General features: G+C 42.3%; 18 protein-coding genes. 8 read left to right on the forward strand and 10 right to left on the reverse strand.

Annotated elements, in window-relative coordinates; translation table 11 throughout:
- Positions 1-15: 15 nt before the first annotated feature.
- From L3V77_RS22155 to L3V77_RS22170, 4 genes are read right to left on the reverse strand one after another with little or no spacing between them, the layout of a single operon-like run.
- The gene (locus tag L3V77_RS22155) at positions 16-924 is read right to left on the reverse strand and encodes an amino acid ABC transporter permease (protein WP_275136987.1); all 909 of its coding nucleotides are present in this window, start codon (positions 922-924) and stop codon (positions 16-18) included.
- 6 nt (positions 925-930) lie between these two features.
- Entirely contained in the window at positions 931-1,737 is an 807-nt protein-coding gene (locus tag L3V77_RS22160) for a transporter substrate-binding domain-containing protein (RefSeq protein WP_275136988.1), read from the reverse strand.
- 31 nt (positions 1,738-1,768) lie between these two features.
- Entirely contained in the window at positions 1,769-2,563 is a 795-nt protein-coding gene (locus L3V77_RS22165; RefSeq protein WP_275136989.1) for an amino acid ABC transporter permease, read from the reverse strand.
- A gap of 1 nt (position 2,564) precedes the next feature.
- Entirely contained in the window at positions 2,565-3,317 is a 753-nt protein-coding gene (locus tag L3V77_RS22170) for an amino acid ABC transporter ATP-binding protein (RefSeq protein WP_275136990.1), read from the reverse strand.
- 186 nt (positions 3,318-3,503) lie between these two features.
- Between L3V77_RS22170 and L3V77_RS22175 the strand changes: the two genes are divergently transcribed.
- The 6 genes from L3V77_RS22175 (at position 3,504) to L3V77_RS22200 (ending at position 15,633) form a co-directional block, all read left to right on the forward strand.
- A complete protein-coding gene (locus L3V77_RS22175; protein WP_275136991.1) occupies positions 3,504-4,136 on the forward strand; it encodes a DUF2760 domain-containing protein in 633 nt (210 codons plus the stop codon).
- Positions 4,136-6,022 (forward strand): Hsp70 family protein, encoded by a 1,887-nt coding sequence (locus L3V77_RS22180; protein WP_275136992.1) that lies wholly within the window; start codon positions 4,136-4,138, stop codon positions 6,020-6,022. Before L3V77_RS22175 ends, L3V77_RS22180 begins: the two co-directional genes overlap by 1 nt.
- A gap of 189 nt (positions 6,023-6,211) precedes the next feature.
- Positions 6,212-9,040, forward strand: a complete 2,829-nt coding sequence (locus tag L3V77_RS22185; RefSeq protein ID WP_275136993.1) for an Hsp70 family protein — start codon at positions 6,212-6,214, stop codon at positions 9,038-9,040.
- Positions 9,041-9,285: 245 nt separating this feature from the next.
- On the forward strand, positions 9,286-12,060 hold the full coding sequence (locus L3V77_RS22190) for an EAL domain-containing protein (protein WP_275136994.1): 2,775 nt from the start codon (positions 9,286-9,288) through the stop codon (positions 12,058-12,060).
- Positions 12,061-12,147: 87 nt separating this feature from the next.
- Entirely contained in the window at positions 12,148-14,589 is a 2,442-nt protein-coding gene (locus L3V77_RS22195; protein ID WP_275136995.1) for an EAL domain-containing protein, read from the forward strand.
- A 234-nt stretch (positions 14,590-14,823) separates the two neighbouring features.
- Complete coding sequence (locus tag L3V77_RS22200; protein ID WP_275136996.1) at positions 14,824-15,633, forward strand: SDR family NAD(P)-dependent oxidoreductase; 810 nt, start codon at positions 14,824-14,826, stop codon at positions 15,631-15,633.
- 111 nt (positions 15,634-15,744) lie between these two features.
- Here L3V77_RS22200 and L3V77_RS22205 read toward each other — a convergent pair whose 3' ends face one another.
- From L3V77_RS22205 to L3V77_RS22215, 3 genes are all read right to left on the reverse strand, one after another.
- The gene (locus L3V77_RS22205) at positions 15,745-16,644 is read right to left on the reverse strand and encodes a LysR family transcriptional regulator (protein ID WP_275136997.1); all 900 of its coding nucleotides are present in this window, start codon (positions 16,642-16,644) and stop codon (positions 15,745-15,747) included.
- A 113-nt stretch (positions 16,645-16,757) separates the two neighbouring features.
- A complete protein-coding gene (locus L3V77_RS22210; protein ID WP_275136998.1) occupies positions 16,758-17,705 on the reverse strand; it encodes a hypothetical protein in 948 nt (315 codons plus the stop codon).
- A gap of 106 nt (positions 17,706-17,811) precedes the next feature.
- Positions 17,812-18,711: a DMT family transporter gene (locus L3V77_RS22215; protein WP_275136999.1), complete on the reverse strand. Its 900-nt coding sequence runs from the start codon at positions 18,709-18,711 to the stop codon at positions 17,812-17,814.
- 230 nt (positions 18,712-18,941) lie between these two features.
- On the opposite strand from L3V77_RS22215, the gene L3V77_RS22220 reads away from it, so the two are divergent.
- Together L3V77_RS22220 and L3V77_RS22225 are read left to right on the forward strand one after the other, a co-directional pair.
- Positions 18,942-19,190 (forward strand): hypothetical protein, encoded by a 249-nt coding sequence (locus L3V77_RS22220; RefSeq protein WP_275137000.1) that lies wholly within the window; start codon positions 18,942-18,944, stop codon positions 19,188-19,190.
- A 78-nt stretch (positions 19,191-19,268) separates the two neighbouring features.
- Positions 19,269-20,174: a LysR family transcriptional regulator gene (locus L3V77_RS22225; protein WP_275137001.1), complete on the forward strand. Its 906-nt coding sequence runs from the start codon at positions 19,269-19,271 to the stop codon at positions 20,172-20,174.
- Positions 20,175-20,216: 42 nt separating this feature from the next.
- Here the strand turns inward: L3V77_RS22225 and L3V77_RS22230 are convergent, their stop codons facing one another.
- The 3 genes from L3V77_RS22230 to L3V77_RS22240 all read right to left on the reverse strand — a co-directional run bounded on the left by L3V77_RS22230 (position 20,217) and on the right by L3V77_RS22240 (position 25,861).
- On the reverse strand, positions 20,217-23,039 hold the full coding sequence (locus tag L3V77_RS22230) for an FAD-binding and (Fe-S)-binding domain-containing protein (RefSeq protein WP_275137002.1): 2,823 nt from the start codon (positions 23,037-23,039) through the stop codon (positions 20,217-20,219).
- A gap of 298 nt (positions 23,040-23,337) precedes the next feature.
- Positions 23,338-24,759, reverse strand: a complete 1,422-nt coding sequence (locus tag L3V77_RS22235) for an alanine/glycine:cation symporter family protein (protein ID WP_275137003.1) — start codon at positions 24,757-24,759, stop codon at positions 23,338-23,340.
- A 244-nt stretch (positions 24,760-25,003) separates the two neighbouring features.
- Positions 25,004-25,861 carry a D-amino-acid transaminase gene (locus L3V77_RS22240; RefSeq protein WP_275137004.1) on the reverse strand — a complete coding sequence of 286 codons (858 nt, stop codon included), beginning with the start codon at positions 25,859-25,861 and terminating at the stop codon, positions 25,004-25,006.
- Between the last annotated feature and the right edge of the window lie 17 nt (positions 25,862-25,878).

Here is a 25,878-nt window from a genome sequence, read left to right on the forward strand (position 1 = left end):
GAACCAAGCACTTCGCTACTTTTGTAAGTGCCTTCGACTGTTCGCTTCAAGTTTGGAAAATAACAGAGAGAGCCCGAAGCAGAGTACGAGATACGACAAACCGACTAACAACCATATCTCAAAAATCAATCCAGATGAATTTGCCATTTCTGTGCCGACGAAAGTCAGTTCTTGAATAGAAATCAATGAAACAATAGAAGAGTCTTTTACGAGAGAAATAGCCTGCCCTGCCAACGGAGGCGCAATGGTACTTATTACTTGAGGGCCAATGACATAACGATATTTTGACCACGTAGATAAGCCCAATACGTCCGCAGCTTCCCACTGACCTTTCTCTATGTTCTCTAATCCAGCTCTTACAACTTCTGCGATGTAAGCAGCTGATAGTAATCCGACGCATAGCACACCAGAGAGTAAGTTTTCCCAGAGGTTTGCTTTTCCAAATAATATCGCCTGAACAGCGTTCGTCTCACCTGAATGTTCTCTAAGCAGGGCGTCTAAGCCAAGTAATGGGATAAGTTGATTGGAGATGAAAAAGTAAAAAATAAACACAAAAACCAACGGTGGGATATTGCGAATAAGCTGAATATAGGCGATAGCAGGTGCGCGAAATATCGATAATGTTGAGTGCCTAGCAATGCCTAATAGGACGCCAAGCAATAGCGAAAAAACAACGCCCCACATACTTAATCGGAGCGTTGAAACCACACCTTGGAAAAAATACGGTAGGTCTCCATTTGCTCTTGGAGTGAAAATAAGCTCAATAGCACCAGACCAGTTCCAATGATAGTTCACACCAATAGAGGACCGGTAATAGAACCAGATGGCGGTAAACGCAATCAATCCAAGCAGAAAATAATCGAATCGATTTAATCTTTTCGAGCGATGGGCCTTCGTTGATCTTATTGAGCTTATTATTTCCATTGTAGATTACTGCCCTTGAGCCACTTGGTTTTGCCAATCTAACGTAGAGAACCAATATTCGTATCGTTCAGCCAACCAACCGTCTTCAGTTCGCTCTTTAATCCAATGATCAAAAAAGGCTTTTTTATCGTCTTCACCGAGACGGACTGCGAACGCCTCGTTACCTTTTGACAGCCTTTCATTGAAAGGAAGAAAAAGGACATCTTCGTGTTTTAAAGTTTCATGCTCGGGTTTAGGGCTAGAGGCGATAACCGCGTGAGCATTGCCGTTTAACACTTCTTGAAATGCTTGCGCATCGTCATCAAATTGAAGGATTTTGGCTTTAGGAAAGGTTTCACGCGCCACTTGTACAGTGAATGCCCCACGACGCGCCGCAATTTTCACTTTGCGAGAATTAAAATCGCTCATTTGATCAAAGCCGGCGGCGAGTGTTTTATTCGCGGCTACTTGAACGCCTGAATGTGAATACGCGGCGCTAAACAGAACGCTTTCGGCTCGTGCTGGCGTGATAGACATGCCACCTATAATAACATCAAATTTCTTCGCCAAGAGTGCAGGGATAATTCCGTCCCAAGCTGTTGGGACGAACTCGACTTTCCAGCCAGAATCTTTCGCTAGGCGGTTGGCTACATCGATCTCAAATCCAATCAATTCACCCTGTTTATTACGCATCGCCCATGGAACGAAGGTAGACATACCAACACGCAACGTGCCACGTTGCTCTATTTTTTCGATGTTTACGTTATCTGCAACCGAAGGCAGTGATAGTAATGCCCCCAACATTGCAATCATTGCACTTTTTAATAATCTCATATTTCTACTCCGTGTTTTTTTCGTTTGTCCATTATAGAGTTCGCCATTGGGCACCTAGTTTATGTTCTAGCCTTGCTGCGAATGCGGATAGTGAAAGGGTTAAGGCTAGATAAATAGCCGCAATAGTAAACCATATTTCAAATGGCATTGCCGTCTCAGAAACGATATTCCTCCCTTCTGTTGTAAGGTCAAAGATGGCCATGACGCTAACAATAGATGAATTTTTAATCAACGATACGACCTCATTTGTTAGTGGTGGCAGCGTTCTCTGTATTACCTGTGGCAATATAATGTCTCGATAACTATCGAGTGGCGAAAGTCCAAGTGAACGAGCAGCTTCGAACTGGCCCCGGGGAATGCTGTTTAATCCTGCTCTGAATATTTCCGCTGTATAGGCTCCTTGGAATAATGCTAAAGCAAGTATTGCGGTTGAGAATCGGTCGAGTCCAATCACTGGACCAAAAATAAAGTAGAGCAGATATATTTGAACCAGCAATGGTGTATTACGTATAAGCTCAATATACCCACGGGCAATGGCTCTGCCAACGATAGAGTCTGATAACCTAAGTAGAGCAGTGGTTAGTCCTAGTACGAGGGTTGCTAGCAAACTGAATAGAGAAATACGTATGGTGACGAGAAGACCATCAACCAGCTCGGCGGACCACCATTCACCATCCTCGTAATAAAATAGGTAGTCGGGTATTCGCTCCCATTGCCAACGGTAACCCATAGACTCGGCGCCACTGTCTAAAAGCCAGACAATTCCGACAATTAAAACCGCAATTTGAAGCAGTGCCGAGAAAACGGGTTTGAGGATTTTAACCATATTAATGGCTTAATATCTGGTTTAAGAATGCACGTGTACGTGGTTGTTTTGGTGTGCTAAACAATTGCTCAGGTGGTGCTGTTTCGATGATTTCACCTTCATCCATAAAAATGACACGATCCGCGACTTTTTTAGCAAACCCCATTTCGTGGGTGACGCACACCATGGTCATACCTTCTCTCGCAAGTTCAATCATCACATCTAACACCTCGTTGATCATCTCTGGGTCAAGTGCTGAGGTGGGTTCATCAAATAACATGATGGAAGGCATCATACAGAGAGAACGAGCAATCGCGACACGTTGTTGCTGCCCTCCAGAGAGTTGGATCGGGAATTTATCGGCTTGTTCGGCAATGTGTACACGATTGAGGAAATGCAGTGCGCGTTGTTCGGCTTCTTTTTTGGAAAGCTTTAGCGTTCGGATTGGGGCCAGAGTAAGGTTGTCTAATACGGTTAAGTGAGGAAACAAATTGAAATGTTGAAACACCATGCCAACCAACCCCTTTTGTTTCGAAAGGTCTGTATTTCCTAAGACGTTGATACTGCCGGAATCAACCCGTTCTAGTCCGTTAATGCAGCGAATTAGCGTTGATTTTCCCGAGCCTGATGGGCCACAGACAACAACTATCTCACCTTCAGCTACGGTAAGGTCGATTTTGGCCAATGCTTGAAAGTTGCCAAACCATTTATCAACACCTTTAAACTCGATGGCTTGTGAGTTTGACTTCGTCAATTTAACTCCACTGTGTTTCATTTAATTATTACCATAGCAATATCAGCGAGATATTTCATTTATAGATTGGCATTTATAGCGAAATTTTGTCGCCCATATACACTTTAAATATGAGACAATGATCCCAATTATATGGTTATTGTAGGCAGCCGACGACAAAGTCGCCTGTCAGTTACACCCAGAATTGTTATTTACAGAGAGTGAAAAATGACTTTTGATTTAAATCTGATCCCTACCACCTTTGATATGTTGCATGGTGGCCTTGCTGCGTCTTCTCTTATGCTGCTTATTGTTGCCATTTCTCGCCAATCTAAAGTGATTGAAAAAACGGTTGAAAAGCCCATTGAAAAGATCGTTGAAGTAGAAAAACAAGTAGAGAAGATAATCGAAGTAGAAAAAATTGTTGAGGTTGAAAAGGTCGTTGAAAAAGTGATTGAAGTTGAGTCAAAATTGAAGACCGCTAACACCGATTCTGCTATGCAATTGCTTTCAATTATGCAGCAAGAAGCAAGATTGATTGACTTTCTCAAAGAAGATTTAACCAGTTTTTCTGATGATGAAGTAGGCGCGGCTGCTCGCGTTATCCATTCAGGTGGCCAGAAAGTATTGTCTGAATATGTGGAGCTTTCTCACATAAAAAATGAGGAAGAAGAGACTCGAATTACCATCGAGGAAGGCTTTAACCCTCAAGCGGTTCGCTTAATTGGTCATGTGACTGGTCGCGCACCATTTAGCGGCACGCTTATCCACAAAGGTTGGAAAGCAGATAAAGTGAATTTGCCCAAGCTCGCTAAAAACTATAATGCTGCCATTATTGCGCCTGCAGAGGTAGAGCTTTAATGGAAAATGATATGCCTAAATACAGCGTTGGGATCGACTTAGGGACGACCCACTGTGTTTTATCTTTTGTTGAACTCAACAACGAAGACGCGATGGTGCAAGTACTTAATGTCCCTCAGCTTATCGCGGCGGGTCAGGTTGAAGAGAGAACTCAACTAGGATCGTTTGTTTATCAGCCTTCTGAATATGAAATGGGGGAAGGCTCCCGCGTGCTTCCGTGGACCACGACACCGAGTGCTTTGGTGGGTGCCGTCGCACGAAATCTTGGTGCGAAAACACCAATACGTCTAGTTGCTAGTGCAAAATCATGGTTGTGTCATGGTGGAGTGAACCGGCGTGAGGCGTTTCTTCCTCAAGGGAGTCCAGAAGAAGTTGTAAAGATATCTCCATTACGAGCAACCGAGTTGTATCTAGAGCATCTAAAAGAAGCTTGGAATCATAAAAAACCTGAACATAAACTTGAAGTTCAAGATCTTACCCTTACCGTTCCTGCTTCTTTTGACCCTGCGGCTAGAGAACTTACTGCAGAGGCGGCGCGGAACGTTGGCTTCAACCATGTAACACTGCTTGAAGAGCCACAAGCTGCATTGTATAGCTGGATAAATAACAGCGAAGATCAATGGAGAAGTGAGGTTGATGTCGGCGATGTGGTTTTGGTCGTGGATATTGGCGGAGGTACTACCGATCTATCATTGGTTGCGGTAACAGAAGATGAAGGCAATTTAGGCCTAACTCGTGTCGCAGTTGGTGAGCATATATTGTTAGGTGGAGACAACATGGACCTTGCCCTTGCCTATCGTATTAAAACGAAAATGTCTCAAGAGGGCAAAGACCTACAGCCATGGCAAGTTCAAGCGATAACGCAAGCGTGTCGTGACGCAAAAGAGACCTTACTCAACGATATGGAGGTACAGTCTGTGCCTATCGTTATTCCGAGTCGAGGTTCAAAATTGTTGGGTTCTACACTGAAAACCGAGCTGACCAGAGAAGAGGTTCAACAGACATTGGTCGATGGCTTTTTCCCAATGGTTCAAGTGCACGAACACCCTTTACAAAAGGCACGCAGCGCGTTGACTCATATGGGGCTTCCGTATGCTCAAGACGCCGGTATAACTCGCCACATCGCCGCCTTTTTATGTAAGCAGAGCAATGCAACTCAAGAGGTGTTCGGCGGGTTTTATGATGAGCATCCAGCCGTTGATTTTATTAAGCCAACCGCCATTTTATTTAATGGTGGTGTGTTGAAATCTCGCCTACTAGAAGCACGCCTTACCTCAACGATTAATGCATGGATTGAGCAATCGAATCATCTTGAACAAGAGACCAGTTCTGAGCAATCAAAATGCCAAACGGCTAAGAAACTGAGTGGTCTAGATCTCGATCTTGCCGTTGCTAACGGTGCGGCATATTACGGAGCAGTAAGACAAGGTAAAGGTGTCCGCATTCGTGGTGGTATTGCCAGTAGCTATTACGTAGGCATCGAAAGTTCTATGCCTGCAATACCAGGAATAGCACCACCAATGGAGGCGATTTGTGTTGCGCCATTTGGTATGGAAGAAGGGTCATATTGTCAGGTTGAGAGTAAAGAATTTGGGTTGGTTATCGGCCAACCGGTTCAGTTTCAGTTTTATGGTTCTACTACTCGTCGTGACGACCAAGCAGGAACACATCTGGATTACTGGAGATCAGAAGAGCTCGAGGAGCTTCCAGAGATTCAGGTTACGCTTAGCGCATCAGAAGGGCGAAATGTCGGCGAGATTGTTCCCGTTACGTTGGCGGCACGAGTGACTGAACTTGGTACACTTTATTTGGAAGCGATGGCGAGTGATAACGGCCAGAAATGGCATGTAGAGTTTGACGTGCGTGACGTTTCAAACGCGGAATAAGTACCATTAGTAACGAAACGTCTTAGTAATACGTCGAATAAAATTCGTCATCTTCACCATGTGAGGAGCGAATACCGTCTAGATTCTCTTTTTCACGGGAATCTAGACGGTAAATTTGTATAAAGCTAAATTCTCTGTTGATTGACTGGCACTATTCGTTCGCGGGGATTTTTACCTAAAGGAAAACCCATGGTCTCTGCTCGTTATTTGGTTGGTATCGATTTAGGCACGACGAATATTGTCGTTGCATACAGCGAGATTACTGAATCGCTCAAAGATTCACCAGTATCGATTTTTAAGATCGATCAACTCGTCGCTCCCGGTGAAGTAAGCCGAAAACCTCTGCTGCCCTCTTTTCGGTTTCATCCTGCTAAAGGACAAGTTTCTGAAAATGATATGGCTTTACCTTGGGAGAACGTACCTGTCGAAGGCGATCTTAATCTTGCCATTGTTGGTGAATGGGCCAGAGAATTAGGAGCAAAGGTAGAAGGACGGCAGATATCTAGTGCCAAAAGTTGGTTGTCGCATCAAGCGGTGGATAGAGAGTCAGATATCCTGCCTTGGGTTGCGGGCAACGATGTCGATAAAGTCTCTCCCGTTACCGCCACCGCGAGCTATCTTAATCATGTACGGCAGGCTTGGAACTATCATAACCCTATTAATATCCTAGAAAAACAAGACGTAGTGATTACCGTACCGGCTTCATTTGATGAAAGTGCTCGAAAGTTGACCCTCCAAGCCGCAAAACAAGCTGGTTTGAGCAAGGTCGTGCTGTTGGAGGAACCGCAAGCGGTATGTTACGACTGGTATGCGCGCCATAGCGATTCAGCTAAATCAAAGCTAATAGATGTGCCTCTTATCTTGGTATGTGATGTGGGAGGAGGGACCACAGATCTCAGCTTAATTGAAGCGAATCATAACGATGATGAACTGGCGTTGAACCGTATTGGGGTTGGTAATCACCTCATGTTAGGAGGTGATAACCTTGATCTTGCATTAGCGCACCTTGCAGAGCAACGATTTAACAAGGATAAAAAACTTAACGCGTCGAGTCTTTCTAAGTTAATTCAGCAAACGCGTAAGGCAAAGGAACAACTGCTGAGTAAAACCGAACAAGAACAAGTTAAGATAACCATGTTGGGCGGTGGTTCGAGGCTTATTGGCGGCACCAAAAGTGTCGATTTATCGAAGCATGAAGTACATCAATTGGCGCTAGATGGGTTCTTTCCAAAGGTGAGGATAACCGATTTACCGGACAAAAGGCGCAAAGCAGTGATTGAATTTGGTCTGCCTTATGTTGCTGACCCGGCAATTACTAAACACATGGCTGAATTCATCTCTCAACATCAGTCAGTTGCAAGGCATGCGCTTGGATTGGCTATCACGAGTGATGAAAAAAACGATCAGCTCGTTGTCCCTGTAGGCATTTTGCTTAACGGTGGTGTCTTTAACAGTGAACTGGTTACCGAGCAGGTCACAACTATCCTGAGTAATTGGCGGGGTAGCCCTGTTACTGTATTAGATAACCCACACCCGGATCTTGCTGTCGCCTTAGGAGCGGTTGCTTTTGGTAAAGCGCGTCGTGGTGCCCAGTTAAAGATTGGAGGGGGGGCCGCTCGTTCGTATTTCTTACATTTACCTGAGAAAAAAGGCTTTGGCAATGCTATTTGTCTATTGGCCAAGGGCATTGAAGAGGGGCAAGAGATCCGATTATCAGGACGGAAATTTGCACTGACCCTAGGTGAACCTGTTCGATTTAATTTACTGACTTCTATCCACGATACGTTAAGCGATAATAAACCAGCCAATAATGGCGCAATGTATAAGGTAAATACGGACGTTTTTACGCCGTTGCCACCTTACATTACTAGCTTAGAACGTATGGAAGGTACAGAAGAACGCCAAGCTAATCAGAAACAACGGGTTGAAGTTCAGTTGGCCTGCAAACTGACGGAGGTGGGTACATTACAATTGGAGTGCGTAAGTGCGGATGATGCAGCCAATCGTTGGGCGGTTGAATTTGAGATAAGAAAACAAGCGGATGTGACTCAGGAATCGAAAACATCACATCCCAAGCTTCAAGCATCACTCGATCTCATCACCACAGCATATAGTGGAAATAAGAAAAACGCCGACCCTAAGGTGATCAAAACTCTGGTGAAAGAACTCGAACAGAAACTTGGCAAAAGGGCTGATTGGGATGTTTCTACATCAAGGCAGATTTTCGATGCCTTCTCTAAAGGAAGAAAACGCCGTCGTCGCTCAGAGCAACATGAAAAGAACTGGCTTCGACTTTCTGGTTACGCACTTAGACCCGGATACGGCGACCCTACCGATGAATGGCGTATCGAGCAGTTGTGGGCGCTATACCAACAAGGCATTCAATATCAGAATCATCAAGGTTGGAGTGACTGGTGGGTATTTTGGCGACGAGTTTCGGGAGGGCTAAGTGCGGATCAACAAGAAATAATCGCGACCGATATAGTGAAGTATTTGCACCCTGGCTCATTGCGAAACCCCAAGGTGGCTAAAGAGGCACAAGAAAAAGATTACGAAGCGATGGTTCGACTTGGTGCGTCTTTAGAGCTTCTGCATACCGAAGATAAGGTCTTAATGGCAAAGTGGTTCCTGAACAAGGCAGTTAATGAAGCGCAGCATTCTCAGGCCCATTGGTGGGCATTAGGCAGGATCGCCGCACGCCAACTTATGTATGGCAGCCAACACTCGGTATTACCACGCGAACAAGTTGAACAATGGCTGCCGACATTATTAGCGCAGAACTGGATTAAAGAGCCTATCATCGGTTTTGCAACGGTGATGATGTGTCGTAAAACAGGCGACCGTTTGTTCGATATTTCTGACGAATTTAGGCAGCAAGTTATAGAAAAACTACAACGTAGCAAAGTGTCATCAGCATGGATTGAACTAGTACAGCAAGTCAAGGAGATGGATGCCTCCGAGTCAAAACAAGCCTTTGGTGATGCGTTACCACACGGGCTTCATCTTGTTAAGGATTAAGAGCAAACTGGAGAAATGATTGATCATAAATAGGGATAAAGTGACGCAGACACCAATCAACATGCTTTATCCCTAAATGGAGATAAAGTGTTATGTTGCTCACCCTTTGAAATGCATTCAGAGGCATAATTATCGGTGAGCTTCTAATATAAATATACCTACTAGAAGATGGTATGTTGTCCTCGATGTTGTAATTTAATTTTACAGAGTTACTCAAACCTAGCTTCCGCAAAAATCAGTCATTCATGTTTGATAGGAAAATTGCAATTATTGTATTGAGTTCAGCTTGCATGCTTTGCCTCGCGGCCGTATTTACGCTCTTTACTATTAAATCTAGCTTTGAAAACCATCTTGCTGATTCACTAAAAGTCATAAGAGATACGACTCATCAAGCTATTATGATCTGGGCATTTGAAAATGAACAGAGAAGTAAAATGTTAGCTAGCGATAGTTTTATCCTTACTCAAACCGAACAACTGCTACAACAACGCGCGCATAACTTATCTTTGATTGGTGACCCAATACAACAGGAGATAAGAGCCTATCTATATCCCTTTGTAAAGCTGCATAATCTTCGAGGTTTCTTCATTATAGATCCAAATAATGTGAGCCTTGCGTCTACTCGAGACGTCAATACCGATACTGAAAATTTACTGGTTAGACAGCCGGGTTTTTTAGATAGAATCTGGCAAGGAGAGACGCTGATTTCGCTGCCTCAATTTTCAGATGTCGCGTTGCCTGGAATAGACGGCGAGTATGTTGTTGATTATCCAACCATGTTTGTTGCTAGTGGTATTCGCAACAGAGAAAACAAAATTATCGCGATATTAGCCTTACGATTAGACCCGATGACACACCTTCAGACTCTTGTGAATAGAGGACAAATTGGTCAATCAGGTGAGACTTATTTGATAGATAAAAGTGGATATTTACTGACGCAAAGTCGATTTGCAAAGCAAATAATGGCGTATAAACCTGATTTGGTATCAAAACAAAGCGTACAGAATTTAAAAGCCGTCGTTCCAACCAAATTAGAGGTGTCTAAAAATGGGTTACTATTATTAACAAAAATGGCGTCGAGTGTTGTAAAAGGTGAGAATGGCTGGGATACGAATGGATATAAAGATTACAGAGGTATTCCTGTCGTGGGAGCTTGGCTGTGGAACGATAGGTATCAATTCGGTCTTACAACAGAACTTGATCGTATCGAAGCATATTTACCTTTTAATCAAACAAAACAAGGTTTTATTTTTTTCACTGGTTCTGCATTAGTTCTTTTTGTTTTTGTCGCGATTGTGTTTTCTAAATTATTTTCAAAATTGAGAAGCCGAGAAATAAAGTACAGTAGTTTATTCGAGAATGCCGGGGACCCATTACTCATTTCTGATTGTAACACTGGGCTGGTTGTATCTTGCAACCAGCTTGCGAGCGAGTTCTTACAATACCCCACTTCTGAGCTTCAAGGTATGCACCTTTCACAACTAAGGACGGAGTCAACATATAATGATGTGTTGGACGATATCAACGATGTCGTCACCCTTGGAAGTAAAAGAATTGAAACAATATACCAAACGAAATCTGGAAAATTAATACATGTGGAATCCAACGCAAAATTAGTATCCTTTGGAAAGGAAAAAGCGATTCTGTCGATAATAAGAGATATGACAGCACAAAAAGAATACGAAGAAAACTTGAGGGTGTTAGCGAATACCGATGCGTTGACAAACCTAGGAAATCGAGTCGCGTTTAACACGCAGATTAGTCATAAAATAATAGAAACGTCGACGGATAAAAACAATCTCGCGTTGATAATTGTGGACATCGACGAGTTCAGAATAATTAATGATGCTTTGGGTCATCGATTTGGTGATGAGATCTTAAAGAAAGTGGCGAAAATCTTATCCAATTCGATCCCTTTGAAAGCACGGGCTTTTCGATTTGCCTCCGATGAATTTATTGTGGCTGTACCCGTTGTGGATAGAAAAGAGACAGAGCAAATCTGCGACGCTATTCAGAGGTCAGTATTGGAACCGTTTGTGGAAGGCAATAATAGAACTCAAATCTCATTTAGTATTGGTGTTGCGTTATCCCCACAAGATGGCGCGGACGTAACGACACTTTTACAATCGGCAGATACTGCACTTCATACTGCGAAACAACAAGGCCGAAATCGGTATGTTCACTTCACCGAAGAAATGAAGCACAAAGACGCACTTCACGTGGCTATTTCATCCTCTCTAGATGTCGCTATTGCTAATAATGAATTCACTTTGGTATTTCAACCTGTAGTGACTTCTGTTGATGGTCAATTAGTCGGTGCAGAAGCGTTGTTGCGCTGGGAAAGTGCAGATATGGGTAACATTAGACCTGATGTTTTTATTCCTATCGCTGAACATAATGGAAAAATTCTAGATATTGGCCAGTGGGTTCTAAATGAAGCGTGTAGGGTTCGTGCACACTGGCTAACCGAGGGCTTGGTCGATATGAAGATATCCATCAACGTCTCTCCCATTCAGATTCTCTCATCTAATATGCCGCAGTTGGTTCAGGATGCATTGAGTAAACATAGGTTGAAGCCAGAGCATATCGCAATTGAAATAACGGAGGGTGTCTTTTTGGGGCACCACGACAAGCAGATAGAGCAACTTTGTAAACTTAGAGAGATGGGTGTTTCTCTCTATTTAGATGATTTTGGTACAGGTTATTCATCATTGAGTTATGTGCACAAGTATCCATTCGATATTATTAAATTGGATAAAAGCTTTGTACAAGATATTAAATCAAACCCAATGTCTAGAACGCTCGCAAAATCCGTCATTTTGATGGCAACCAGCCTAGACATTGAGGTGATCGCTGAAGGGGTGGAAACACAGTGGCAAGATAACTACTTGAGAAACCAAGGTTGTCATCGTATTCAAGGTTATTTTTACGGAAAGCCAATAGAATCAGCAGAATTTCTAGAAAAATGGAACGCATCCGCCGATCAAATCACGTTAAAATTAAAGAAGGGTCACAATTAAGTTAACCAATTGAAATAAAAGAATAAAACTGTATTACTATTATAGATAATGATGGTAGTGAATTGTCGCTTAATGAGGGGACGTTACATGTCAACGCTCAAACTTGTTCAAGAAGAATTGATTGGGTTTCATTCAAAACGAGAGATTTCTTGGACATGGAATACTGAAACGGAAGTGTTCTCTATTGATTCTGTGTTGATCCGTCAGTATTTAATGATCAATAAAGAAATTGCAACGATTGAAGATTTTCTCGCACTTTTTAGTAGTGAAGATCAAAAACGGATTGTTTCCTTGTTAAAAAGTGTCTATGGCGATGAAAAAACGAAGCCAGTAAAGGCTTGCATTGCGACAGAAGATGCGAGTGTTAGTTTAAGCGTAGTTACGGCGATAAAAGTATCTGAAGGCTTAATCGCGGGTTCCTTAATGCCACTCTTTTTGTCGCCAACGCAAGAGGACCTCTCAACTTTTTTTCATCAGTTATTCGAAAATGAACACCATGGTATGTTGATTACCGATGGGAAAACCCGAATAGTCGCTTGCAACAGTTTATTTGAAAAGACATCGGGTTATCGTATTGATGAACTCGTTGGGAAAAAAACCTCGATCTTTAATGCTGGTAAGCATGGCCCGACATATTTTGACGAAATGTGGTCCAAAATAGAGCTGAATGGATTTTGGAGCGGTTTGATTTTAAGTAAGCGAAAATCAGGTATTGTTGTACCGGAAGAGTTATTGATTCAGCGTATTACTTCCATACGTGGCAATATTTATTATTTGGGAATGACTGTTGATTTATCAGATACACCTTATCGAATTGCCGGTATTGAACACGGTGGTATTGAGCTCTTAACACAACTCCCAAGTGACAATGATTATTATCTAAGGGTGAAATCTACGTTTACTTCTAAAGAAGAGACTCAAGGTCTGATGGTGATTTCTTTTGTACCCAATTTTGAAAGCGATGTTGAATTTGAATACAAGAAACAGCTGGCCAACGCGTTTGATCGAGAGAATAAAAACATTATTGCCGGCTTTCTAAAAGCCAGTGTTTTTTCTATTGCAATTTTGTACGAGCGTAGCCTCGATAAGCCTCACTCACTATCCATTTACGAAGCAATTCGAAGCTGTTTTAATGACATTAAGATACACATTGATGCCATTATTTATAAACATATTTCTCAATTATCCATTGGTGTTTCGGTTCTTGGTATGGATGCTACCTCCCCAAGCCGACTAATCTCACACTCTTTAAAAGCGATGTATGAGAAGCACTCATCAGGAAGCAATCATATCTGTTTTTATAATAGAACGTTGCATGAGAAAGTTAAGAGGCGTGATAGCTTAGAAGCAATTGTGGTGGACTCAATTAAACACAATAAAATTGAGGTCTATTTTCAACCGATCATTTGTACTGATAATTGGAAGGTAACGAAATTAGAGGCTCTCTGTCGATTTAGAGACGGAGAGAATAACATTCTCAATACTGAAGAGATGGTTAGGATCGCGGAAGATTTGGACTTGGTTGCACAACTCGATCTTGTGGTTGCGGAGATTGCACTTAAAACCAGAGATCTACTGGTGCAAAAGTTTGGTACAGATGTTGAGTTATCAATCAATATTTCACTCAATTCCAAAAAATCGATTAAGGTGATATTGGGTGATTTAATAAATATGTGTCGTGGATACAGTCAACATATACCCTATACAATCATTGAATTGACAGAAACAGCGTATTTTAATAGCGAAAATGAAGATGTGGAACAGTTATCAAAATTAAGAGAGATTGGTTTTAGGGTTGCGATTGATGATTTTGGAACGGGTTACTCTTCGTTTTCCTACCTCAAAAACAATAATTTTGATATCTTAAAAATAGACAGAGAGTTTGTAAAAGATTTGGTCTACGGCTCGTCTAATTATCATATCGTTAAAACGATTACATCGCTAGCGCATACCCTAAACGTACAGGTTGTCGCCGAAGGGGTAGAGAACCTATCGGAAGTCGTGTTGTTAGGTGATTTAAAAGTGGATTACCTGCAAGGGTATTACTTCGAGAAACCGCTGCCATTTGATAAGTTGCAACCAAACATAAACTATGTAAGAAAACTTAATGACTTAAAAGAGACAAAGAGCGCGGTGATAGAATTGATTGCGTTTCCACCAACCCTATCACCAGGGTGTAACCTCGGCGAAGTTAGAGAAATATTTAGTAATACCAATTTCACCACGCTTCCCGTTATTGTTGATGATAAATGTGTCGGGTATCTAACGCGTGAAATTTTCAATTTGCATGCCTCTACGTCTTTAGGGACGGCAACCGAAACGATGCAAGACTATCGCTCATTATCAAAGCCCGTTAGTGCGATGATGGATGCAAAATTTGTCGAGGTTCATAAAACAGTTGGGCTTGGTGAGATTCATGAAAAAATTAAGAATAAAAATAAATTTCCTTGGATAGCAATCGATGATTCTGGTGAATATTTTGGATTAGTCGATGCTTTGAGTGCGATACAGTTTATCAATGAACAATAGTATGTTGTAAACCGTATAAGGATGTTTCGAATGATCTGAGAAATGATATCTATATTGATTTATAATTTGCTTAGCATGATATTACTCTCGATTTGATTTTCAATATTTTCTATATACAGTTTTCTGTTGTTGACTAATTATCAACCATTAGCGTCACTGTTACTATATTGATATTGAAGTCAACTTTCAAACTCGGACCAACGTATCAATATCAGTCCGAACAAGGAATAAATCATGCAAAAAACGATTCTTATAACAGGGGCGACAGACGGTATTGGACTTGAAACAGCTAAGATGCTGGTGTCTGAAGGACACAGAGTTTTAGTCCATGGCCGAAATACTGAAAAATTAAAACAGATCGTTACGTTACTTTCAACGTTGTCGAGTGTGGAAAATGTTGAGAGTTATGAATCTGACCTTTCTCGTCTATCTGATGTAGAGGCGCTGGCCGCTGAGATCATCGTTAATCATAAACACATTGATGTATTGATAAATAATGCCGGCGTGTATACAACACCAATTGCAGAGAGTTCGGAAGGCTTAGATGTTCGCTTTGTAGTTAATACGATTGCTCCCTATTTGTTGACTCGAAAACTATTGCCATTGATGGGGTCAACATCTCGTGTTGTTAATGTTTCTTCAGCAGCACAATCGTCGGTCGATTTGACCTCTCTTGCCTGCAAGCCTACATTAGGTGATGGACTCGCTTATGCTCAGAGCAAGCTTGCCATCACTATGTGGTCGCGAGATTTAGCGCTTTCTTTAGACGAAAACGGACCCGCGATAATTGCTGTTAATCCTGCGTCAATGTTAGGCAGCAAGATGGTAAAAGATGCCTATGGTGTAACAGGGGGCGATCTTCGTATTGGTGCGGATATCTTGTGTCGTGCTGCACTATCTGTAGAATTTGAAGACGCGTCAGGTAAATACTATGACAACGATGCTCGTCGGTTCGCTGCGCCACATAATGACGCGCTCGATCCAAGAAAAACGGCGGCACTTGTTTGTGTTATTGATAAGATTCTGATGGAAAAATGTCAGTAACTCATTGCGTTAGTTAGCCCGTGGCTCGCGAAGTGATGACGGGTTAATAATTTTCTTATAAGTTAGCAATTGATTTACGGCTAATATGAGGAGTCCATTATATCGAATCTATTATTTGGTTCTGTCCCAATATGGTGGATTGCCATAGTAATCTGCAAAGTAATCGATGAAGGCTCTAACCTTAGGAGCTAGCAAGCGTGAACTCGGGTACACCGCCCAAATAGCAGAATCCGATGCTAATGGGTAATCTTTAAGTATCTGAATCAACTCACCGCTTTCAAGTTGCTTATTTACACACCATGTAGCGGTCAATGCTATCCCTAACCCATGAACACAGGCGTCTCTAACCGCTTCTCCATGGTCAGTTCTCAAATTGCCTTTGGTTTTGATGTTCAGTTCACCATCTGGGGTGTCGAATAACCAGTTTTCAAGCCCCATCAATTTAATGCACTGATGATTATTAAGATCCTCTGGGGATTCAGGTTGTCCATAATTTACTAGGTATTCTGGAGAGGCGCAGATAATACGTTTATCAGAGGCCAGTTTACGTGCGATTAAACTAGAGTCTTTTAATTCTGCATTTCGAATCGCAATATCAAACCCGCCTTCAACAAGGTCGACAATGGAATCCGTTAACCGCAAGTCGATAGAAAGGCGAGGATGGAGAGCGAGAAACTCCTTAAGTGCAGGTAGCAGGTGCATTCGACCAAAAGATGCGGGTGCGGTAATTCGCAAAGTGCCTTGTGGTAATATGTTACCGACACCGATTGACGCTCTTGCAGCCTCAATAGTGGCAAGGACTTCCTCTGCATGAGGAAGAAAATCGATTCCCTCTTCAGTGAGTGAAACCTTCCTTGTGGTTCTGTGGACAAGGCGAACACCAAGCCCTTCCTCAAGTTTATTTACATGAGAACTGGCCACCGCAGGAGACAGACCGAGCTCTTGGCCTGCTTGGCTAATATTGTTGGTGGCGGCGAGTCTTACAAACAGTCTAAGGTGTTCAATATTCATTATTAATTAAATAGTAGTAATGGTCTGGAAACTTGACTCATACTATATTTATTTCAAATAAACAGCCACATAAGTCTGTCGGTTCTATGTTGTCTAATGACGCTATAACGAGCTTAAGGCGATAACGCCACATCGACAGGAAACGTTATGATTGGAGCGGGTAAATGTTCCGTTGTAACATAGATACTGCGGTTGTCAGAGCCAAAGGAGAGCGACTCTGCCTGTTTTAGTGTGGGGAGTTCATATCGAACTGGTGTAGATGAAAGTACGGTGTGCCAGTCGGTACTGCCTTTGGTGTCATATAAAAAAGCACTGTCATAAGTTAATACCGCAGCAAAGCGTCCATCAGAAGATATATCCATTGCAGTAGGTTGTGATGAATAGCCAAGCAGATAAATAAAGCTAAACTTTGGCTTGCTCGGTTTTGGAAAAGAAGGCACTGCGCCCAAGTTGGTTGCGACTTGTGGTGTATCTCTATTAAGTGTTAATTCGAATAGGATTGGTTGTTCATCTCTTTTAGACAATAGGATTATTTTCTTATTTATTATATCTATGGCGATAGATTCACAATCTCTAGGACCATCAGCGTAAGTGTATGAGATGCTCCATTCAGGGATAACTTGAATTGGATTAAGATAACGCCTTTTTGTTAATAGGGGCTCTTGGATTATATGAAGTAGATATTCATCCCTGACGGCGAAGTTGTCTCCTGTATCGGCGATTATAAGGTAGTTTTTCTCGTTGTATTTAAACGTCGCCATATCTTCCCAGTCAATATTTTCTACACCTTGAACATTAACTTTGGCTCGGAATTTCCCTTGCAGATCTAACGCAATCAATGAGGGTGAATTATCACTATCGTTGTGGCTCCATAAGGTGTCTGTATTCAATTTTGAAATAGCTAATCCACTTGATTCGGCGAGGTTTGTATCTTCGATAACCCCTGTCACTATAGCACCACTATTACTTTCATAATCATGAAGATGAGAACAAGATGATACCCAAATCACTGAGAAGATCAGCAGTGCCACGGTGGCGATTAACATGACAATTCTGCGCATATATTCCTTTTGATAGTCATTTACAGTTGTGTGTTACATCAGTCTAAAGACGCGCTTTAATTCATTTCACATACCATTATTCTAGCTATGCTCTTAATGTATTGTTTTATACTTTCTCTCGGTATCTGTTTTTTGAAGTCAACAATGAACGAATTGAAATACCCGTTACTAACATGGTGCCTGACAAAACCAAAATAGTACCAAAAACCGTATTCCAACCGACTTGCTCATCTAATATCAGGTACCCCCAAAATATACCAAATACCGGAATAAGGAAGGTCACAGATAGGGTTGAAGCTGCTCCAACGCTGGCTACTAGGTTAAAATAGAGTAAATAGGCGACACCAGTACTGAATATACCTAAAGCCAACACCGATAAACTGATTTCTATCGTTGGTACTTCTCTTATAGGAATAAAAAACACTAATGGTAAAACAATCAAGGCGGCGGCCCACATGTTGCCATGGGCATTATCAAAGGAAGAAATTTGTGGGGCTGTTCTGGTGTAATTACTCGCAATACCGTAACAAACAGCAGCCAATATTCCGGCGATGATCGGAAGTATCGCGTCCGTGCCCAAATTTACCGCGTCCCAACCAACGAGAATAATCACGCCAACAATACCGATAATCATGCCTAATAAGGCGTGCTTTGTTAACGGCGTTCGTGTCCAGAATACACCAATTAGCGCACCCCATATCGCGGCAGTAGAATTCAAGATGGAAAGTGTTGATGCATTTAGTGTTTGTGCCGCATAGGCGAAAAACAGAAATGGCAGTGCAGTATTAAATAAGCCGATAATAAAAAAGTGTTTTTTGTACTGTAAAAGTGGCAGCTTTCTTTTTATAAAAATGGATACGACCAATAAAAACAGTGCGGCTAATGTGACGCGAGCTTCAATCAATATGGCAGGGCCAAGAGCTGTTGCTGAGATCCGCATAAACAGAAATGAGCCCCCCCAAAGGGCAGCAAGTAGAAAAAGTTGAAGTGTGTTACGTAGTGACATTTAAAACCAACCGCAGGGTGGTAGATATAGAATGAGGCTATCTTGTTACTAATTTGTAATAAGTACAACTTGATTTTTGTTAAACCCAACAGAAGAATACTGTGTGTTTACGTTTGTAAGGACATGTTATTAAATTAAATTCGTTATTGTCCAGATAAAGAAGATGACGGTCGCGTTTTTAAGGAAGTATATGATCTACATTACTTTAAAGGCCAACCTCTGGAGCAGTTATGCGATATCAAATTAAAGAAGCCGTCGATAAATTCATAGATGTGACGAACGCCGAACCGAGTCATGTATCTGTAACCAGTGCCAATCCAAATGATATTAGACTTTCTTACACGGATGATCATGAGCGGAAGTTTGAGTTTAAGTACTCTGATGGAAAGTTATTTCTTTTAGATAAAGTTGAGGGTTCTTGGTTTCTTCTGGATGAGTTTAATTGTTCCTGTGATGGGTTATATTTTCTAAATTCGTAATAATTCCTCTGTAATTGTCTCTATTTTCTATTAGTCTATTGGCATCGATAAATTTTTAACGCGGCAAGAAGTTTAATAATGAAGAGAAATACAGACGACTTTTTAATTTTCTATCATTTGATTGAATTGGGATCTTTTAGTAAGGCCGCAGATAAGGTTGGATTAACTAAATCTGTAATAAGTAAGCGTATTACACGTTTGGAACAGGAGTTAGGCGTACAGCTTATCTTCCGTACAACTCGCAAACTGACCCTTACTGAAGCAGGAGAGGTTTTTTTTCGCCACGCGCGCGAGATCTATTTTACCGTAAAAAATGCTCAGGAAGAGCTGAAAGGGTTGAGTGAGTCCTTTACCGGAACAATTCGTATAACTGTACCGACTATTTCTGGTGAACTTATCTTGCCTCAAGCTATCGCAGAGTTTAGCCGTAAATATCCTGACATCACGGTGCATATGGATTTAGACAATCAGTTTATTGACCTATTATCTGGAGGTTACGACCTCGCTATTCGGACCGGTGTATTGCCAGATTCGAGTCTTATTGCGCGGCGTTTAGTTGATGTCCATTGGGTTATTTGTGGTGCCCCAAGCTATTTCGAAAAAAACAAACCTCCTCAGACCCCTCAAGAGCTGAGTAAACATAACTGCCTTGGGTACTCGTTTCAGGAAACAGGCTCAGATGAGTGGCTTTTTAAAGGAAAGACAGAACCATTTACGTTAAAGGTATCGGGCAACTTTTGTACTAATAATGCTTCAGCATTAAGAAGAGCCTCGCTCCTTGGCCAAGGGCTTATTTACGTACCGAAGGTGTTGGTGGCAGAAGATTTGAAAGAGGGCGCTCTTGTAGAAGTGCTTCATAAACAGGTTGGAAAATGCTTAGGTATATTTGCGGTCTATCCTTATACCAAGCACCTACCAACTAAAACCAAGTTGTTTATCGATCACATCTACGATTGTTACAATCGAAGCGCAGAGAGTTTCTGACCGTTTGCCACTCCGATGAAACTTCGAAATGGCACCTTTGTCTTAACTGACTCTGTCTACCAAGTAAAGGATTGAGCGATACTCAATCCCGCTATGTTCTGACAGACCAATTTCACAGGTTCTGCTATTGGAATACCCCTCGCTGCAATCCTCTGGTACTTCTGATCTCAGTGAGGCTAACGCAGAGGCGTTGAGTTCCGGTTTAGTGAATCCTTTATCACCAGCGAAGCCACAACACTGTATATCCTCCGGTATGATCACTTTTTCAGCACATGCTTCAGTGACGTCTTGAATGATGCCTGCTAAACCATTTCGTCGTGATGTGCAGGTAATGTGTAACATCACCGGTTCTTTTTGCTGCGTGATGGTAAGCTTTGGTAAGACGTATTCCGCAACAAATTTAAACGGTTCGTATATTGATAATTCTTTTTGAAGTGCACCCTTACTCAGACTTGCACATGGGCTGGTATCCATCAAAATAGGATACTTCCCTTGTTGTGATGCGTGCCAAAGTGAGTCTTGCAATGCGTTCATCTTACTGTTTGCTGTATCGACAAAACCTTTGCTTTTATAAGGCATGCCACAGCACTGGCTGTTAATATCATCTGGTAGTACAACATCGTAGCCCGCTTTTTCGAGCAAGGAAATGGTCACTTCAGTTAATGATCTGTTATCGATGGCATTTTTTTCTGGTCCCATATTACGGGATGCACAACTAGGGAAGTAGACGACCTTTTCTTTTCCTACGGAATGGATCGTAATCGCGGAAACATTTCTGGCTGGTATTGGAAGGTGGGGAGTCCATAATGGTACGCGTTTACCTGATAGCTGGTGAGCAGCTTTGGTCACCGCTCTCATGTTATTGGTTCCAATGATGCCGTGCACACTATTGGCAGCACCCAATCCTAGCTTGGTAACGGAGGTAACTGCTTCGAAATGATCGGCTGTCCAACTTGCGATTGTATTGGCCAGAGAGGAGTGATCTTCACGCAGTTTCCGCATTAGGTCACCCGTGTTTATACCTACCGGACACCGGTCAGCACAGAGCCCGGTGGCGGCGCAAGTATCAATACCTTGATAGCGGAATACTTTTTCCATTTCGGCCAGTTTTGCAGGGTCTTCGTTGGTTTTGTAAAGGCGGCGGATCTCACGGTACACCGTGTTACGTTGCCGTGGCGTCAAAGAGAGGTTTCGCGAAGGGCATACTGGTTCGCAGAATCCACACTCTATGCATTTATCGATCAGTTCGTCTGCCGCAGGCATCTCTTTAAGGTTTTTAATATGTGACTCATGGTCGTTATTAAGGATGACACCAGGATTCAGAATGCCGGTTTTATCGAAGATTTTTTTGATCTTCTGCATCAATTCGTAACCGTCTTTGCCCCATTCCAGCTCAACGTAAGGAGCCATGTTACGGCCTGTGCCATGTTCTGCTTTGAGCGACCCTTTGTACTTCACGGCAACCAGTTGGGCTACGGCATCCATGAAAGCACTATAACGGTTTATTTCAGGCTCATTATCAAATGCTTGAGTAAATACAAAGTGAAGATTACCTGCCAATGCATGCCCAAATATTATCGCCTCATGATAATCATATTTAATGAACAGATTTTGTAGTTCACGTACCGCAGGTGCGAGCTGGTCGAGTGGAAACGCGACATCTTCGATGATCACGGTTGTACCGGTTTCTCTTACTGCTCCGACGGCTGGAAATAGTCCTTTTCGGATGGCCCATAGTTGAGCGCATGTCGTCGCGTTACGGCTGAACTCGACGGCCTCAATGGGTGAATAACGACTAATTATATTGATTAATGCTTGGGACTGCACAGCAAGATCTTGCTCATCTTCGGCGTGAATCTCTACAAGAATAGCGGCTGCTTCTGTGTTTCCTTTTATCCCTAATTCGGCAATGAAATCGGGCATCCCCGGTTCGTTGGCTACAGATGCGAGTGAGCGGCTGTCCATTAACTCTACTGCTGCTACATTGGTTTTGCTGAGTTCACTTACTGCAAAACAAGTGGTTTCAATATCTGAGAATACAAAAAGCCCTGACGCCTTGAAAGCGTGGTCAATCACCGTGTTATAAGTAATATCAGCGATAAAACCGAGCGTACCTTCAGACCCAATTAGTAGGTGCTGAAGAATATCGATAGGGTCTTCATAGTCTACTAGTGAGTTTAGGCTGTATCCCGTGGTGTTTTTAAGGCGATATTTATGGCGTATTTTGTTCGCCATATCGGCATTACTATTGCACTCTTTTGCCAATGTAATGAGGTCTGAAATGAGGGATTTATGACTGAATTTAAATGACTCAATACTGTCTTTGTTGAGGGTATCTAGCACGGTACCATCGGCAAGGACGACAGTCATACCAGCCAACGTTTTGTAGCTATTTTTTGAGGTGCCACAACACATGCCAGAGGCATTGTTGGCTGCAATGCCGCCAATTTTACAGGTATTGATTGACGCGGGGTCTGGGCCAATCATACGCCCAAATGGAGCTAGATATTTATTTGCATCTGCGCCGATAACCCCAGGTTGTAGCCATATCTGTTCACCATTATTGATTATCTGGTGATTGCGCCAACTGGTTGTCAGGGTGATGAGAACAGAGTCGGATATTGCCTGCCCTGATAAACTTGTGCCTGCGGCTCGAAAGGTAAGTGGTATTTGTTTTACATTGCAGGTTTTGATTGCGAGAACGATTTCATCAAGAGAGTCGAGTTGCAGTATAAGTTTGGGCACCATTCTATAGAAGCTGGCGTCTGTACCGTATGCCAAGGTTAGGGTTGGGTCTGTGATGATTCTCTTTTCGTCGATATGAACGCTGAGTTCTTGTATCAACTCTTTATATATAGATTCCATTCATGCTCCAGATTCATTTACTTCACGTTTTTCGCATATTCTTGTTATCGATGTCTTCAATCAGATCACTTTTTATAAATATATTATATAAGTGTTTATGATGTATGTGTTCTTACATTCGTTGTTTGATACTACATTAACCAATAAGGTTGATATATCACTTTAAATTCACTTGTTTGTTGCAAAAAGAAGACTAATCGAATCAATGATGTGGGAGGGGTGGAAGTCCAGACATAAAAATGCCAGTCAGAATGAACGGACTGGCATTAATTTCTAATAAAGCTAAACGTTATCTAGATTAACTTTTTTTAACCCAAGCAGTCGTATCGATATCAAGATCTTTATATTCATCAGGATTAAACACAGGATGCTCAACACCTGCATCAAGTTGTTTCCTGTAATCCTTGATAAGTCGTGTTGCCGTTGGGAACAGCATAATGAGTGCTAACAAGTTAACAATGGCCAAAATTCCCATCAGTGGATCAGAGAAGAAGAAGACCGCTGTTGCACCAGGTGCTACCGCACCAACAAACACTACGCCAATGACAAGAATACGCAATATGTGAATCGCCATTGGGTTCTTAGTCATAAAGGTTAGTGCATTCTCACCAAGATAGTAGTTGTATATAACGGAACTGAATGAGAAAAGAAGGATAGCAAACGTTAGGTAATACTGAGTCCATGCACCGAAGTGAGAAACCAAAGACTGCTGAGTAAGTACTATGCCATCAATACCTTCTGCACCAGGTACATACACATCACCAAGTAAAATAACAAAAGCCGTACAGCTACAAACGATTATAGTATCGATAAATACTGAAAGTGATTGAGTAATGCCTTGACTGACTGGGTGAGTAACGTCTGCTGTTGCCGCTACGTTAGGTGCGGAACCTAGGCCAGCTTCGTTAGAGAACAGACCACGACGCAAACCTTGCGCTAATGCTGCACCCATACCACCACCAACAGCTTCCTCAATGCCGAATGCGTTAGATACGATATTTACAATAACACCAGGAATTTCTGTGATGTTAGTGATAATAACGAGAAGAGCCATTGCTACATAAGTGATAGCCATAATAGGCACAACAATATCTGCAACCTTAGCGATACGTCTGATACCACCGTAGATGATGAAACCGACAATAATCGCAAGGAATAAACCCGTATACATACGGTCAATACCCAAGCTATCTTGCACTGCACCAGCAACGGTATTGCCTTGGAACGCGTTAAAACCAAACGCGAAAGCGGCAATCAAGCAGAATGCGAGTACATACGCTAACCAGCGATAGTCTTCACCAAGGCCATGAATAATCGTACGTGCAGGACCGCCACGGAACTCGTTACCTTCTTTACGCTTGTATAGCTGAGCAAGTGAACATTCCACTAGGCTTGTTGCCATACCGACCAATGCAATTGCCCACATCCAGAATACGGCACCTGGACCTCCAAGAGTAATAGCAACGGCAACACCAGCGATGTTACCACCACCTACGCGACCACCAACGGATAATAAAAGGGCTTCACGTCCGGAAATTTTGTCTTTACCCGCGGTTTGGTTTTTGCTTGATAGTACTCGGAACATACGTCCGAAAAATCGGAACTGAACAAAGTCAGTAACAATGGTAAAAAATAGGCCAAAAATTACAAGAAATGGTATAAGCGACCATCCCCAAGTGAGGTCACCAATGACCCCAAAAAAGCTTTCTAACATTTCCATTCTTTCTCCTAGTATTAATTTTCTGTCTGAGAATTGATCAATTTGGCTAATTTATAGTCTATTAGGCGCCAATTGACCTTGCATTGTACTGGTTTTAAAAAAATATTCGAAGAAAAACAGGGAAAAAGTTTGTATACAGTAACTAGAGTGGATAAAAATCAGGAGCCAAGGGGGCTCCTGCGAAACAATATAGTGAATAAAGGTGTTAACGTGGAATTAACATGATGTTAGCAATATTTGATGTTCATACAGAAAGTGTTTTGGCAAATTCGATATAGATCTCACGGAGCTGTGATGCGACAGGGCCAGGAACACCATCACCAATTGGCCGCTCATCAATGGAGATGACAGGCCATATAAAGGTTGATGCAGAACTAATAAAAGCTTCTTTCGCTGCGTAAGCTTCTTCTATTGTGAATACCCTTTCTTCGATAGCCAGATTGTGTTTCTCCGCTACTTTTAGCAGTGAAGCTCGTGTTATACCGTGGAGAATATCGTTACTGAGTGGACGTGTAACAATAGTATTGTTTTGGGTTACGATGTAGGCGTTACTTGAGCCGCCTTCCGTGACGTATCCTTCTTCAATCAGCCATGCGTCATCACAGCCAACACTCATGGCTGCTTGTTTTGCCATACAGGCTGCCAATAGTGAGGTCGTTTTAACGTCACGACGTCTCCAACGAAGATCTGGCATGGAGATAATTTTGATGCCCTTTTTCGCTTTCGTTGAGTCGATCACGGCACGGGATTGAGTAAATAACACAACAGTTGGCTCAGTGTCGTCAGGGTAAGGGAAGTCACGATCGCCAGATGACCCCCTAGTGACTTGTAGATAAATACCACCTTCCTTCAGATCATTAAGTGTAATGAGTTTTTTTTGAATGGTTATTAGATCTTCAGCAGTAAGAGGATTTTTCATTTCCAATTCTCTACATGAACGAGCAAGTCTCGCGACGTGTCCTTCAAGATCTAAGAGTTTTCCGTCGACAACGGCAGTCACCTCATAAATGGCATCGGCGAATAAAAAACCTCTGTCAAAAATGGAAACCTTTGCTTCAGATTCTGGTAGATACTCGCCATTTAAGTAAACAGTACGTTGCATAATTTTCATCCTAATGT

It is taken from the genome of Vibrio sp. DW001, assembly GCF_029016285.1.
Classification (GTDB): Bacteria; Pseudomonadota; Gammaproteobacteria; order Enterobacterales; family Vibrionaceae; genus Vibrio.

Excerpts from the sequence above, each read along its gene's own strand:
- L3V77_RS22160 (WP_275136988.1), bottom strand. The coding sequence starts at position 1,737 with ATGAGATTATTAAAAAGTGCAATGATTGCAATGTTGGGGGCATTACTA.
- L3V77_RS22230 (WP_275137002.1), bottom strand. The coding sequence starts at position 23,039 with ATGGAATCTATATATAAAGAGTTGATACAAGAACTCAGCGTTCATATC.
- L3V77_RS22240 (WP_275137004.1), bottom strand. The coding sequence starts at position 25,861 with ATGCAACGTACTGTTTACTTAAATGGCGAGTATCTACCAGAATCTGAA.
- L3V77_RS22225 (WP_275137001.1), top strand. The coding sequence starts at position 19,269 with ATGAAGAGAAATACAGACGACTTTTTAATTTTCTATCATTTGATTGAA.
- L3V77_RS22210 (WP_275136998.1), bottom strand. The coding sequence starts at position 17,705 with ATGCGCAGAATTGTCATGTTAATCGCCACCGTGGCACTGCTGATCTTC.
- L3V77_RS22180 (WP_275136992.1), top strand. The coding sequence starts at position 4,136 with ATGGAAAATGATATGCCTAAATACAGCGTTGGGATCGACTTAGGGACG.
- L3V77_RS22190 (WP_275136994.1), top strand. The coding sequence starts at position 9,286 with ATGTTTGATAGGAAAATTGCAATTATTGTATTGAGTTCAGCTTGCATG.
- L3V77_RS22185 (WP_275136993.1), top strand. The coding sequence starts at position 6,212 with ATGGTCTCTGCTCGTTATTTGGTTGGTATCGATTTAGGCACGACGAAT.
- L3V77_RS22195 (WP_275136995.1), top strand. The coding sequence starts at position 12,148 with ATGTCAACGCTCAAACTTGTTCAAGAAGAATTGATTGGGTTTCATTCA.
- L3V77_RS22175 (WP_275136991.1), top strand. The coding sequence starts at position 3,504 with ATGACTTTTGATTTAAATCTGATCCCTACCACCTTTGATATGTTGCAT.
- L3V77_RS22165 (WP_275136989.1), bottom strand. The coding sequence starts at position 2,563 with ATGGTTAAAATCCTCAAACCCGTTTTCTCGGCACTGCTTCAAATTGCG.
- L3V77_RS22215 (WP_275136999.1), bottom strand. The coding sequence starts at position 18,711 with ATGTCACTACGTAACACACTTCAACTTTTTCTACTTGCTGCCCTTTGG.
- L3V77_RS22200 (WP_275136996.1), top strand. The coding sequence starts at position 14,824 with ATGCAAAAAACGATTCTTATAACAGGGGCGACAGACGGTATTGGACTT.
- L3V77_RS22170 (WP_275136990.1), bottom strand. The coding sequence starts at position 3,317 with ATGAAACACAGTGGAGTTAAATTGACGAAGTCAAACTCACAAGCCATC.
- L3V77_RS22220 (WP_275137000.1), top strand. The coding sequence starts at position 18,942 with ATGCGATATCAAATTAAAGAAGCCGTCGATAAATTCATAGATGTGACG.
- L3V77_RS22235 (WP_275137003.1), bottom strand. The coding sequence starts at position 24,759 with ATGGAAATGTTAGAAAGCTTTTTTGGGGTCATTGGTGACCTCACTTGG.
- L3V77_RS22205 (WP_275136997.1), bottom strand. The coding sequence starts at position 16,644 with ATGAATATTGAACACCTTAGACTGTTTGTAAGACTCGCCGCCACCAAC.
- L3V77_RS22155 (WP_275136987.1), bottom strand. The coding sequence starts at position 924 with ATGGAAATAATAAGCTCAATAAGATCAACGAAGGCCCATCGCTCGAAA.